This window comes from Tenacibaculum sp. TB-56, assembly GCF_059716275.2.
On sequence record NZ_CM201367.1, the window covers coordinates 83,842 to 97,340 of the forward strand.

At 31.9% G+C, this 13,499-nt stretch carries 12 protein-coding genes; 5 read left to right on the forward strand and 7 right to left on the reverse strand.

Going from position 1 to position 13,499, the window contains the following annotated elements; all coding sequences use genetic code 11:
* Positions 1–105: 105 nt before the first annotated feature.
* Complete coding sequence (locus AC3VI6_RS00395) at positions 106–2,202, reverse strand: S9 family peptidase (RefSeq protein WP_497704755.1); 2,097 nt, start codon at positions 2,200–2,202, stop codon at positions 106–108.
* A 139-nt stretch (positions 2,203–2,341) separates the two neighbouring features.
* Here AC3VI6_RS00395 and AC3VI6_RS00400 point away from each other — a divergent pair, with 139 nt between their 5' ends.
* The 3 genes from AC3VI6_RS00400 to AC3VI6_RS00410 are packed head-to-tail and all read left to right on the forward strand — an operon-like array spanning position 2,342 to position 3,306.
* On the forward strand, positions 2,342–2,665 hold the full coding sequence (locus AC3VI6_RS00400; RefSeq protein ID WP_120186985.1) for a YbaB/EbfC family nucleoid-associated protein: 324 nt from the start codon (positions 2,342–2,344) through the stop codon (positions 2,663–2,665).
* Between the two features lie 6 nt (positions 2,666–2,671).
* A complete protein-coding gene (locus AC3VI6_RS00405; RefSeq protein ID WP_497704756.1) occupies positions 2,672–2,965 on the forward strand; it encodes a DUF2752 domain-containing protein in 294 nt (97 codons plus the stop codon).
* Positions 2,966–2,979: 14 nt separating this feature from the next.
* The gene (locus AC3VI6_RS00410; protein WP_299011429.1) at positions 2,980–3,306 is read left to right on the forward strand and encodes a CCC motif membrane protein; all 327 of its coding nucleotides are present in this window, start codon (positions 2,980–2,982) and stop codon (positions 3,304–3,306) included.
* Between the two features lie 45 nt (positions 3,307–3,351).
* Here the strand turns inward: AC3VI6_RS00410 and AC3VI6_RS00415 are convergent, their stop codons facing one another.
* The 6 genes from AC3VI6_RS00415 to AC3VI6_RS00440 form a co-directional block, all read right to left on the reverse strand.
* Positions 3,352–4,683, reverse strand: coding sequence for a DUF58 domain-containing protein (locus AC3VI6_RS00415; protein WP_497706558.1), 1,332 nt, complete (start codon positions 4,681–4,683; stop codon positions 3,352–3,354).
* 2 nt (positions 4,684–4,685) lie between these two features.
* Entirely contained in the window at positions 4,686–5,690 is a 1,005-nt protein-coding gene (locus tag AC3VI6_RS00420) for an AAA family ATPase (RefSeq protein WP_497704757.1), read from the reverse strand.
* Between the two features lies 1 nt (position 5,691).
* Positions 5,692–6,933, reverse strand: coding sequence for a DUF4350 domain-containing protein (locus tag AC3VI6_RS00425; RefSeq protein ID WP_497704758.1), 1,242 nt, complete (start codon positions 6,931–6,933; stop codon positions 5,692–5,694).
* 1 nt (position 6,934) lies between these two features.
* On the reverse strand, positions 6,935–7,597 hold the full coding sequence (locus AC3VI6_RS00430; protein ID WP_497704759.1) for a DUF4129 domain-containing protein: 663 nt from the start codon (positions 7,595–7,597) through the stop codon (positions 6,935–6,937).
* A 76-nt stretch (positions 7,598–7,673) separates the two neighbouring features.
* The gene (locus AC3VI6_RS00435; protein WP_497704760.1) at positions 7,674–8,525 is read right to left on the reverse strand and encodes a hypothetical protein; all 852 of its coding nucleotides are present in this window, start codon (positions 8,523–8,525) and stop codon (positions 7,674–7,676) included.
* Complete coding sequence (locus AC3VI6_RS00440; protein ID WP_497704761.1) at positions 8,518–9,483, reverse strand: stage II sporulation protein M; 966 nt, start codon at positions 9,481–9,483, stop codon at positions 8,518–8,520. Before AC3VI6_RS00440 ends, AC3VI6_RS00435 begins: the two co-directional genes overlap by 8 nt.
* Before the next feature lie 118 nt (positions 9,484–9,601).
* Between AC3VI6_RS00440 and AC3VI6_RS00445 the strand changes: the two genes are divergently transcribed.
* On the forward strand, positions 9,602–10,318 hold the full coding sequence (locus AC3VI6_RS00445; protein ID WP_497704762.1) for an RDD family protein: 717 nt from the start codon (positions 9,602–9,604) through the stop codon (positions 10,316–10,318).
* 160 nt (positions 10,319–10,478) lie between these two features.
* Positions 10,479–13,460, forward strand: coding sequence for a DEAD/DEAH box helicase (locus AC3VI6_RS00450; protein WP_497704763.1), 2,982 nt, complete (start codon positions 10,479–10,481; stop codon positions 13,458–13,460).
* Positions 13,461–13,499 lie beyond the last annotated feature (39 nt).

Here is a 13,499-nt window from a genome sequence, read left to right on the forward strand (position 1 = left end):
TAAATAAGAAAAAGTGTCATTACGAAAAACGGACACGAAAAATCTGTTGAGATTGTTCGTTGCTTTCGCAATGACACTTACACTCAATAGAGCGCAAAAATATAATTATTTTTTTAACTTACCTTCTAACATTAAAAAGAACGTGTATTCTTCTGCAGTTTCTTTTAAAGCATCAAACCTTCCAGATGCTCCTCCGTGACCTGCTTCCATGTTTGTATGTAAGAATAATAAATTATTATCCGTTTTTAACTCACGTAGTTTAGCTACCCATTTTGCTGGCTCCCAGTATTGTACTTGACTATCATGTAAACCAGTAGTTACTAACATATTTGGATATGCCTTTGCTTCAACTTGATCGTATGGAGAATACGATTTGATATAATCGTAATATTCTTTATTGTTAGGATTCCCCCACTCATCATACTCACCTGTTGTTAATGGAATACTATCATCTAACATGGTAGAAATTACATCTACAAACGGTACTGCAGCAATTATTCCATTATATAACTCTGGATTCATGTTTATAACAGCTCCCATTAATAAACCTCCAGCAGAACCTCCCATAGCATACAAATGCTCTGGTGATGTATAACCATTATCTATTAAATATTTAGAACAATCGATAAAATCGGTAAAGGTGTTTTTCTTGTTCAACATTTTACCATCTTCGTACCATTCACGTCCTAAATACTGACTTCCTCTAATATGCGCTAATGCATATACAAATCCACGATCTAATAAACTTAAACGTGTTGTTGAGAATCCGTCATTAATTGTATATCCGTAAGAACCATATGCATATTGTAAAATTGGCGTGTTTTTATCAAGCTTGGTATCTTTATGGTGTACAATTGATAACGCTACTTTTTTACCATCACGAGCAGGTACCCAAATACGCTTGCTTACATAATTGTTCTTATCAAACTTTCCTCCTAAAACTTCTTGTTCTTTTTTAATTTCTTTTGATTTGTCTTTCATGTTGAAATCAATCACAGAACTTGGAGTTGTCATTGAATTATAAGAATAACGAATTACCTCTGTATCGAATTCAGGATTTCCATATACACCTGCTGAATACGTTTCTTCATCAAAAGGTAAGTAGTAATCTTCTGTTCCATCCCATCGTTTAATACGTATTTTATTCAATCCATCATTTCTTTCCTCTAAAACTAAATAATCTTTAAAAATTGAAAAATCTTCAAATAAAGTATCATCTCTATGAGGAATTACATCTACCCAGTTTTCTTTTCCTGGTTTATCTACAGGAGTTTTCATTAACTTAAAGTTAGTCGCTCCATCTTTATTTGTTTTGATGTAAAAATGATCTCCATAATGTGCTACGTCATATTCTAAATCTCGCTCACGAGGTTGAATAATACGTAATTCTCCATCAGGGTTATTAGCATCTAATACGTGGTACTCTGTAGAAACTGTACTATACGAACCTATTATGATATAATCCTTAGATTTTGACTTGGTGACAAAAGCTCCAAAGGTATCATCTTTTTCCTCATATACTAATTCATCTAAAGATGCGTCAGAACCCAACGTATGTTTGTAAATTTTTGAAGAACGTAAGGTTACAGGATCTTTTTTAGCATAAAACAACGTTTTATTATCGTTTGCCCATACAGAACCTCCAGTCGTGTTTTCGATGATATCTTTATAAATATCTCCTGTTTCAAGATTTTTTATTCTGATAAAATACTGACGACGGCTTACTGTATCTGTAGCAAAAGCTATCATTTTATTATCTGGAGATACATTCAATCCTCCTAACTGAAAATAATCATATCCTTTAGCTTCATCATTTACATTGAACATGATTTCTTCTTCAGCCTCTAAAGTTTCTTTTTTACGGCTATGAATTGGGTACTGTTGTCCTTTTTCGTAACGCGTAATATAAAAATACCCATCTTTTTTATACGGAACAGACTCGTCATCTTCTTTTATACGTGCCTTCATTTCTTGAAACAACTCTTCTTGAAACTCTTTCGTTTCTTTCGTCATTTCATTATAATAAGTATTCTCTGCGTTTAGGTAATCGTATACTTTTTGAGTTTGCTCATCTTTAACCTCAGCATTTTTTTGCTCATCGGTTAAACGCATCCAAAAATAATCATCAGTACGTACATCTCCATGTTTCTCTAACTTTGTCGGCTGTTTTTCAGCAACTGGAGCTTTGATATCTTTCTTCATTTCTTGCTTTTTACAAGACGCAAAAATAAGACTAAATGCCAAAGCTGGTAGCATTAATTTTTTCATTTTTAAAGTTGGTTTATATTTCTTGTGAAAATACTATTTTTGTTGTTAAGTAAATCATAAAAATAGAAGGATTATGTTCGGAGATATTTCTGGAATGATGGGTAAATTAAAAGAAGCCCAACAAAAAGTAGAAGAAACAAAAAAACGTTTAGACACTGTTTTAATTGATGAAAGCGTTGCTGATGGAAATGTAAAAGTTACCGTAACGGCAAATAGAGAAATAAAAGCTATTACTGTTGACGAATCTTTATTAGAAGATAAAGAAGAGCTAGAAGATTACTTAATTTTAGCTTTAAACAAAGCGTTAAAACGTGCTGGTGAAATTAACGAACAAGAATTAGCAATTGCTGCAAAAAGCGGTATGCCAAACATTCCTGGAATGGATATGTTTAAATAATAGGCTATGTTTTTACAATTAGAAGATTATATGCTACCCTGCTTAAACAAACAATTCTTTGGAATGGATTGTTTAGGTTGCGGCATACAACGTGCGTTAAGCTTAGTTTTTCACGGGGAATTTATAGCAGCTTTTAAAATGTACCCTGCTATATATACCTTACTAGCATTAGCTTTTGTTGTTGCTATTAACTTCTTCTATAAAGTAAAATACGCTCAAAAAATAATCAGTATATTGGCTATCGTAAACATAGCTATTATTGTGACTAGCTATGTAGTAAAAATGAATCAAATAATTTAAATTTTAGAAAAACTATGGAAAAACAAAAACTACCAAATTCAACCACTTCATTAGTATTAGGTATTTGCTCTATTTTAACTTGTTGTTGTTACGGAGTTATTGGATTACCTCTTGGTATTATTGCTGTTATTTTAGGTAATAAAGCTATTAAATTAAATAATGAAAATCCTGATTTATATGAAGGAGTAAAAAATGCTAGTACTGGTAAAACATTGGGTATAGTTGGTATTGTATTAAACGTAATTTTTATCGCTTATATCATTTGGGTTATTTCTATGATAGGAATGGATGCTTTAGGTAGCCCTGAATTATTACAAGAAAGATTACAAGAGCTACAATAGTAGCGAATTCTATAATAATAAAAAAGCGACCAAATGGTCGCTTTTTTATATCATTCCTTTTGCTTTAAACTCAAGATACTTATTTATAACATTAACTGATAAATGCTGCGGCTTGGTTAAAATAGCATGTATTGCATTTTTCTCTAATTCTTTTATCATCAAACGTTTTTCGTAGGCATATTTCTCAGCAATCGTTTTGTGGTACACACTTTGTAAATCTTCTGCATTTTCTTTAATTAACGTATCCAACTCTGTGTTTTCAAAGAAAACAGTTACCAATAAATGCTTTTTAGCAATCGCCTTTAAGTAAGGTAATTGACGTTTTAAAGCTGAAATATGCTCAAAATTCGTATATAAAATCAGTAAGCTTCGCTGATTTATTTTCCTTTTAATATTAGCATACAATAATGCATAATTAGCATCTGAAAAGTCTGTAATTATATTATATAACTCTTCATTAATGACAGATAAATTTGTTTTCTTACTACTTGCTGCTACTATTTTCTCTACATTTTTAGAAAACGTTAGCATTCCTGCTTTGTCATTTTTTAATAAAGCAATATTTGAAAACGCTAAGGTTGAATTTATCGCATAGTCTAATAATTTCAATCCTTCAAAAGGCATTTTCATAACACGCCCTAAATCAATCATCGAATAAATGGGTTGCGATTTTTCATCTTGGTATTGATTCACCATCAAATCCCCTCTTTTTGCTGTGGCTTTCCAATTTATCGTACGTATATCATCTCCTGGAATATAATTTTTGATCTGCTCAAACTCCATAGTATGTCCAATACGTCTGATTTTCTTCATTCCAAACTCAGTTAAGTTATTGTGCATTGCCAAAAACTCGTACTTTTTCATTTGCACGTAAGACGGATATACTTTTACACTTTCTTCTGCAGAAAATGTGTAACGTTTAGAAAATACTTGTAAAATAGAGGATACAAACACATTTAGTCTTCCAAAGTTATACTCTCCTCTTTCAACAGGTCGAACAGTGTATGTATACGTTGATTTTTCTCCAGGCTTCAAAGACATTGCATGCTCAAAATCTCTTTTTTGAAATTGTGCTGGTAACTCATCAATCAACGAAATAAAAACTTGAAACGGATAATTATTTTCAAGTGTAATCGCTATTTCATTATCATCCGAATTTGATAGCTTTTCTGACACTATTCTTTTTGCTGAAAACCCGTTTTTAAATCGATATAAAATAATTAAATCGATACACATCGCTATAACAAACAACCATACTAACATCCATGCTAAAGAATACAGCATAGGAATCCAAAACGACACTAAAAACAATGCCGAAACCACGCTGATGTAAACAAAAAAGCGGTTGTGTATGTATAACGATTTAAAGAATTGAATCACTATCTTGGAACTTCAACAGATTGTACAATCATTTCAATTACTTTGTCAGGAGTCATACCTTCCATTTCGCGTTCTGGAGTTAACATGATTCTATGACGCAATACCGGATAAATACTCTTCTTCACGTCTTCAGGTATTACAAAATCTCGTCCGTTAATCGCTGCAAAAGCTTTAGAAGCCATCAATACCGCAATACTTGCTCTTGGCGAACCTCCTAAAAATAAATGCGCGTTGTTACGTGTATTAGAAATTAACTGGGCAATGTATTTAATAATCTTTTCTTCTACCAATACTTCAAAAACCTTGCTTCTATATTCTAACAATTCTGACTCGGTTAACACAGCTTCCACCTGAGTTTGAAGTAGCGCCCCTTTACGATCATTATGAGCAGTAATTATTTGTATTTCTTCGTCTAAACTTGGATATCCAACATTTATTTTGAATAGAAAACGGTCTAACTGCGCTTCTGGTAAAGCATAGGTTCCCTCCTGCTCTATTGGATTTTGTGTAGCCAATACCATAAATGGCGGGTTCATTGCGTAACGCTCACCATCCATCGTAATTTGTTTTTCTTCCATCACCTCAAACAATGCCGCTTGTGTTTTTGCAGGCGCTCTGTTGATTTCATCAATCAATACAATATTGGAGAAAATTGGCCCTTTTTTAAATTCAAAATCAGAAGTTTTCATATTCAACACTGAAGTTCCTAACACATCCGAAGGCATTAAGTCTGGTGTAAACTGAATTCGGCTAAAATCCGTAGCAATTGTTTTAGCTAATAATTTTGCAGTTACTGTTTTAGCTACCCCTGGAACTCCTTCAATTAACACATGACCATCAGCTAATAAAGAAACTAATAACAGCTCCATAAACTCCTCTTGCCCTACAATTACTTTTCCTAACTGCTCTTTTATCTTAACTACAGCTTCTTTTAATTTTGACAAGTCAACTCTGCTTGTAAACAACTCATTTGTTGTTTCTACTGAATTATTTTCTGTATCCATATTAACTATTTTTATATGCTTTAAAATCTTCAATAGCTTTGTTTAAGGCTATCAAATCATCTTCGGTTATGTTTGATTTTGATTGTATTTGTTTTATTTTCTGAAATAAATCTTTAATCTTTTCTTCAGAATTTCCACTTCTACTAGCTACATTTTTATAAAAACTCTCATCTATCTTTAGAGTTGATAGTCTGTATTTAACTCTTATATACTCTAAAAAATAGTTGATTTTATGCTCAGCTATGTTTTTATGATCTGACTTTTCATAATACATATTTGCTATAGTACGCGTAAAAGCCAACGTTTGATTTTTTAACGGTGTAATTACAGGAATTAATCGCTGATTTCGCTTTCCTTTAAAAATAATGAAAAACAATACGCCTACTAAAGCGATGTAATATGCCCATTTTAACGGTGGGGTTGATAAAATATAGTGCATCGGTGAAGTTATGCTACTTTTTCCCGTTTTATAATAAGCATCCCACAAAACAGTGTTTTCACCTCCATTTATAGTACTTGCATTAACTCCTTTTTTTTGAGGAGTACTTATATACGATAATACATTTGCTACATACTCGTAATTGTTGTTTAACAACATGTTGTAGTTGGTAAAAGCCTGTGGAAAAGTATGCAAATAGAAATTTCCTTTTCCGTGTTTTACTTTGATATAATTTGGCTTTTTACTAATGATAGAATCGTTTTCATTTCTGACTACTAACTCTCCTAAAATAGTAGTATTTAGGGTATCTACTTCGGAAAAATAGAATTTAGAAAAATCCCTATCAAAATGATATTCTGTTTCACCAAAAATTGAGTTACTCATTTTTTGATACGCTTTTTCTTCAAAAGCTGATGTTGTTAAAATACTCGTTTCTGTTTGTAACGTATCAATATGTACTCCGTTTGTAGCTATAAAAACATTGTTTCCTCTTTTTACAAACTTAAGCAGTTCAGAAAACTCATCTTTACCAAAATTCAAGGCATTATCAACAAAAAAATAAGTTCCGTTATTGGTTGAGTCTTTTAAAAATGTATACGGATTTTGATGAATGTCTTTTACTTTTTTCTTCGGAAATAAACTTGGCATTTCTTTATGTAATACATACGTACCATACGGAATCTTATGCTTAGCAGCATAACTTGGATACCAATTGATTTCTTTAGGCTTTACAGACTCGATGTAAATAATACCTAGCAGTATAAACACCAATAAACCAATGTATATTTTAAGTTTCTTATCCAAATTAGTAAATTTTAGCTAGGGTATTTTTAAACTTACTTTCTGCTTGCACGAATTTTTCTTTATCGATTAAAAACTCTCCGTACCATACATAATCATACAAATAGGTTAACTTTTTAAAATCACCGTGTAATTGTTGTTTAGATGCCAACTCCTTTATATAATCTTCATTTGTTTTTTCTTGTTGCCAAGAAATAAACTCTTTGTCTGATAAATTTTTCAGTAGTAATAAATAGTAATAACGCACTGCTAATTGATAGTTTCCTTCAGCAATAGCTTGTTCTATTAACTTTGGTAAATCTTTTTCTTTTATCAATTCTTCTTCTTCCGAAAGATGTACGATAGGTTTTACTCTTTTACCATCAATAATATTACTTGCATTTACTTTTAAAAAGAATTTAATAATGAAGAAAAGTACGAGTCCTGCAATTACGTAGGGTAAAATCTTTAAAACAACCCGTAAAAATCCTACTGCTGGTGTAATATCATCAAAAACGTACGAGAGTATTTTTATAACAGTTCGCTTTATCCAGTCCCATAATTTCTCTAGAATGGTAGGTTCTCTTTTTTCTACAACATATATAAACTCGTCTTTTTGTTTGTACTCTTCTATTTTTTGAGCATCAAACTTCTTTTGCTCAATAATAGTATCATCATACTGAATCACTGTTTTTTCCTCCTGAGAAAAAACAGCGTTTGAGCAAATAAAAAACGTTATGTAAAAAAGAAACTGTTTCAAAAGATTATTGTCCTAAGCTATCAATTCTTTCAATAGTTCCTGTTAAATTCTTTTTCTCGTTAACATCAAAATACAAAAACACGTTAGTGATTAATGTTATTGAGTAAAACATTAGCTGACCTGTTATTGAAACAACATTCAAAATTAAGTAAATAGGATCACTAAAAAACCCAAAAACTTCTGTTGGATCATCACTTCCCATGCTTAATCCCATTTTTGCAAATTGATAAATCATTGCTGGAATTTGGAATACATATCCTAGAACACTTACTAAAATAGACACTACGAAAACTACTCCAAAAACTTCCCAGAAATATCCACTAATAAAGTTAAAACATTTACCTACCGCTCCTGAAGCTGTTTCATTTTGAAACACCAAGATTGAAGCTCCTAAAGATAATGCTGGCCAAGTATAAAATACTGGTAATACACATAACATAGCACTTGCAAACAATATCAATCCTGCTAAAATACCAAAACCTGTAAATGACCAAAATTTTGCTTTTGTGTTGGCTACAACTTCTTCTTGATTCACTACTCCTTTATTATCTATATAAGATTTAATATAGTACATCCCCGCTAGGTTTATAAAAACAATAGCTATTAAATAAGCTATCATCATAATAAACACAGACCCTAGCATACCAATGGCAGCACTTGCGTCTTCAGTAATTATTGATGACATAGACATCATATAATAAATCATAGAAGCTACAGCTACAACTATTGGTATTGCAGCTACTTTTAAAATAGATAAAAAGAATTGCTTTCCTTCTAATCTGATAAATTTAAAAGCATCTGAAATAATACTTCCTAAATCTCTTTCTCTTTTAAACTCGATGTATTCTTTATTCATGTGTTAGTTGATTTTTATAAACTTTAATTGGATATATAACGTAGTAAAATATAATTAAGGCTAACGAAGTTCCTATGATTAGAATAGCTAACCAATCGGGCATTTCAGTATGACGAGTAACAAACCCTTCTAAAAAACCTGCTACAATAAAAAACGGAACGGTACTTACCATAATTTTCAATCCGTCTTTCATTCCTCTTTTAAACGACTCTAATCGTGAATAGGTTTTAGGAAATAATATACTATTCCCCAACACCAAACCTGCACAACCTGCAATTACAATTACTGATATTTCTATGGTTCCGTGAATCCAAATAGTTCTTGAAGATTCCCAAAACAAACCTTTTTCGTAAAAGAAATACAAAAACGATCCTAACATGATTCCGTTTTGCATCATTATATATAAAGTTCCTACCGAAAACAGTATTCCTAATACAAAGGCATACATAGCAACTCGTATATTATTCATAGTAATTCCTACAAACATATTAATTTCATTTGCATCTTTGTAAACAGCCATAGGATCTCCCTTTCCAATATTTTCTAAGGTCATATTCACATAACTATCTCCTAAAATAAGACGTACAAAATCGGTATCAGTCGCTGCTGAAAATGCTCCGCATATTGTAAAAAAAGCAAAAACGATAAAAGCAACAAACAGTTCTTTTTGATAACTATAAAACATCAAAGGAAACTCAGTTTTAAAAAAACTGGCAAATCTATTCTTACTTTCTTTTTTTGTTTTATAGATTTTTTGATGCGCAGCAGAAGCAATAGAATTCAGGTATACAACCGTATTTCCGTTAGGATAAAAGGTTTTGGCATAACTTAAATCATCTGTCAACTCCACATATAAATCTGATAACTTATCCGGAGAAATAATTGTTTTTTGATACAATGCATCTTCAAAAAGCTGCCACTTTTCTTTGTTTTTATTTACAAAAGCAGCTTCTCTCATCTACTCAAAAAATTAAAGTGTATTTGTTGAGAAGTTTCCTTAATCATAGAATATTTTTATCTTCGCTAAACTAAAAAAAGTTGTAGAAATATCAATAAAAAAATTGAAAAACTAATTCATGGATAAATTTCAAATAGAAACTGCTCAGAACATTGCTATTAGCCAAAATGTGGCACATGTTACCACTCGTATTGGTTCGTACTTAATTGATGCTTTATTTATTTTCGGATATTACATCATCATTGCCATTATTATAGTAATGTTAGATATTCCTTTTAGTATGGAATACCTGAGCTTGTACATGCTACTTGGATTACCTATATTTTTTTACAGCTTGATTTTTGAAATTTTAATGAACGGACAAACACCTGGAAAATATTTCAATCAAACAAGAGTGGTAAAGTTAGATGGTTCAAAACCTACTTTTGGAAGCTATTTAGTTCGTTGGTTGTTGCGAGTTGTAGATTTCACATTGGCAAGTGGTTCGGTTGCTGTATTAACCATTTTATTGAACGGAAAAGGGCAACGCTTAGGTGATATTGCTGCAGGAACTACTGTTATTTCTGAAAAGAAAAGAATTACTTTAAAAGACACCATTGCTAGTGATGTAGTAGACAATTACACTCCTACCTATTCGCAAGTAACTTTGTTAACTGATAACGATATTCACACTATCTCAAACGTATATAAAGACGCCATGAGAAAAAGAAATCATAAAGTGATTTTAAAACTGCATGCGAAAATTATCGAACTCACAGGAATTTCTTCTGAACAAAAACCAGCAGAATTTGTAAACACTGTGATTAAAGATTATCATTATTACGCGCGTCAATAATTTTTCAACATTTATTTTACTGAAAACAAACCTACTATCCTCTCCCTTAATTTTTTCGTTAATAAAAAGCCTATAGAAACTATTTTTCCGGACTTTGAATATCTTATTTTCGTACCCTTTCTTATTGAAAAAATTACAATTCTAGGGTACGAGAAAAAATATGAACAACGAGAAAAACTGGCTTCAATATTATAAAAACAGCTTATCAGATAGTGAAAACTTAGCGATTGATATTAGTAAAATCAAAAACTTATTTCGCCAAAAATCATCCGATTTAAGCAATGCTATTATCAACTCAAAACAAGCTAATGAAATATTAGATGCAGAAGAGCGAAGAATTAATCGTTTAAAAGGAATAACCAAAAAAGACAGTCCGAAATGGCATGTGGTTGAGGAAACCAAAATTCTTATTGCCCCTTTTCATTTAGAGTATCAAACAGATAATACAAAATTTAAACAACGTACCATTCATCCGTTTTGGATCAGTGCTATTGTAAATCGTTCTGGGCAATTATCAACTCCAAAAGATGCTTTTCCTTTAATTGTTCGCAATTACCTCACTCCTATTGCCGATGTAAAAAATGATTTCATTTTTTCTTCTATCGATACCGTTTTAGATGCAAAAGAATTGGCATCACCCGATTTTGAAAACGAAGAAGAAACTGTTCCTTGGGATGAGTACTGGAACTACATTAATGACATTTTTACTTCCATAACACATAGCAACCTATACCGCTACCAAGTTGATAAGTACACCACGAAATATGAGTTGACTTATTTTGCGTTAAGCTCAAAAATTTCTACCGCAAAAAGTATTCTTTTTCTGTATGAAAACCTGTTGAAAAACACGGAAGAGCTTCCTGTTTTGTCAAAAATTATCAATCCGTATACAAGAGAACGTAAAATAGCCATTACTGATCATGATTTCTTAAATTATAACCATTTGCATTTAGGGCAGATGTCTAACGAGTTCCCTTTATCTGTCAGTCAACGTAAAACATTGTTGTCGTATTTAGTTGCTGAAGAAAATGCAGTTACTGCCGTAAACGGACCTCCGGGTACTGGTAAAACCACCCTTTTACAAAGTTTAGTCGCTACCGAATTTGTTAAGGCAGCCATTGAGGGAGAAGAAGCCCCTATCATTCTCGCTTGCTCTAACAACAATCAAGCAGTAACCAATATTATTGATAGTTTTATTAATTCTGAAAGTTCTATGGAAGGACTATCTGACCGTTGGATTCCAGATTTTAATGGATATGCAACCTATCTTCCATCCAACTCAAAGAGTGAGAAAAACTTAGCCGACATTAATTTTTTAAAAGGAAATTTATTCGGATATGAAGGTACCTTGTGTAATTTAGAAGATGAAAAATATGTTTCTGAAGCAGAGTATTACTTTCTTACCAATTATTGTCATTACTTCCATACAGAAACAAACTCGCTAGAAGATGTATGCTATCATTTACAGGAGGAAATCATAGCTATTCAGAATATTTTAGCGGATGGTATTGAGTTTTCAAGCAATTATATTAACTCAATAAGCAACATCAACAACATACTTGCACGCGAAGAAGATTACATTCAAAAAAACACGTTTGAAATCTCTAAACTACAAGAATGGAGAACCATTTTAAACGATTTAAAATCTGCTTCAAAAGATGCTGATTTCATCCAAAAAATGAAACGTTATTGCATCGCTGAATCACAGATTTCAACTTCTAACAATTCTTCTGAATATATTTTTAAAGTTGACAATACTGTACTTTCAGACAATAAAAAAGCGATTGCTTTTATCAAAGAAAGTATTGCTCATATGAATTTGTTACTTCAGTCTAATTTAAAACTGAAAAACTGGAAGTATGAAAATGACATTCAAGGGTTCCCTTTTGTTTCAGAAGAAGAAATGTGGGACAATGAATATGAGAAACTCAAATCAAATGATGCTTCACAACGCTTCTTTTACGATGAATTAGATATTCATTTACGTCATAAAGCTTTTTTGTTGGCAACTCACTATTGGGAGGCTAGATGGTTACTTGAGACCAAAGAAATGCTAGAATATGATACCGAAAAAGGAACTGGTGAAAATGCTATAAAAGCAAGATGGAAACGAAGAGCAATGCTAACTCCTTGTTTTGTGGCTACTTTTTATATGGCTCCTAGCCATTTTTTATACAGTCAGTTTCAAGGAGAAAATGAAAACGGAAAACCTATTTTCGAATACTTACCGCTGTACAACTTTTTAGATTTATTAATTATTGACGAAGCAGGTCAGGTAACTCCAGAAGTCAGTATTCCTGTGTTCTCTTTAGCTCAAAAAGCTTTTGTGATAGGCGATTTAAAACAAATTGAACCTATTTGGTCTATTCCTAAAAAAATTGACCAAGGAAATCTAACAAGCTTAAATATTATTGAAAATCAAAACGATGAATATCTAGAAGATTTAGGTTTTTTAGCTTCCAGTGGAAGTATCATGAGAATGGCACAAAACGCCTGCGAATTTGAAACTCCACTACCTAACAACAACGAACAAGGATTGGTTTTGCTAGAACACAGACGTTGTAATGATGAAATTATTAGCTTTTGTAACGAACTAGCGTATGACGGTATTTTAAAACCAATGAAAGGAAAAGCTAAAGAAGACCAAGCATTTCCATCAATGATGGCATATCATATAGAAGGGGTTAGCGAGCGTAAGTATAACAGTCGTTGCAATATTACCGAAGTAAAAGCCATCGTATCTTGGTTACAACAAAACAAAGAAACTATTCAGGAGGCCTATGATGTAACTTCTATTGAAAGTGTATTAGGAATCATTACTCCTTTTGCAAGTCAAAAAGGAGAACTATCCAAAGCATTAACGGATGCAGGCTATAAAGTAAACGACATTAAACTAGGTACCGTTCACGCTTTACAAGGAGCAGAACGAAACATCATTTTGTTCAGTTCTGTATATTCCAATGAAGATGAAGGCACGTTGTTTTTTGAAAAAGACAACAAACCTAACATGCTAAATGTGGCAGTTTCAAGAGCCAAAGAGAGTTTTATTCTTTTTGGAGACACTAGAATCTTTGACGAAACTAAAAATACACCCTCCGGAATCTTAAAAAAGCATTTAAATATTTATGAAATGGTAAATTAGGTATAAAAAAAGGAGCAATAAATTGCTCCTTTTTTTATC

What these genes read in the sequence shown, in the direction of transcription:
- AC3VI6_RS00435 (WP_497704760.1), bottom strand. Translation starts at nt 8,525, where the DNA reads ATGAATAAAGAATACATCGAGTTTAAAAGAGAAAGAGATTTAGGAAGT.
- AC3VI6_RS00400 (WP_120186985.1), top strand. Translation starts at nt 2,342, where the DNA reads ATGTTCGGAGATATTTCTGGAATGATGGGTAAATTAAAAGAAGCCCAA.
- AC3VI6_RS00420 (WP_497704757.1), bottom strand. Translation starts at nt 5,690, where the DNA reads ATGGATACAGAAAATAATTCAGTAGAAACAACAAATGAGTTGTTTACA.
- AC3VI6_RS00395 (WP_497704755.1), bottom strand. Translation starts at nt 2,202, where the DNA reads ATGAAGAAAGATATCAAAGCTCCAGTTGCTGAAAAACAGCCGACAAAG.
- AC3VI6_RS00440 (WP_497704761.1), bottom strand. Translation starts at nt 9,483, where the DNA reads ATGAGAGAAGCTGCTTTTGTAAATAAAAACAAAGAAAAGTGGCAGCTT.
- AC3VI6_RS00410 (WP_299011429.1), top strand. Translation starts at nt 2,980, where the DNA reads ATGGAAAAACAAAAACTACCAAATTCAACCACTTCATTAGTATTAGGT.
- AC3VI6_RS00445 (WP_497704762.1), top strand. Translation starts at nt 9,602, where the DNA reads ATGGATAAATTTCAAATAGAAACTGCTCAGAACATTGCTATTAGCCAA.
- AC3VI6_RS00450 (WP_497704763.1), top strand. Translation starts at nt 10,479, where the DNA reads ATGAACAACGAGAAAAACTGGCTTCAATATTATAAAAACAGCTTATCA.
- AC3VI6_RS00405 (WP_497704756.1), top strand. Translation starts at nt 2,672, where the DNA reads ATGTTTTTACAATTAGAAGATTATATGCTACCCTGCTTAAACAAACAA.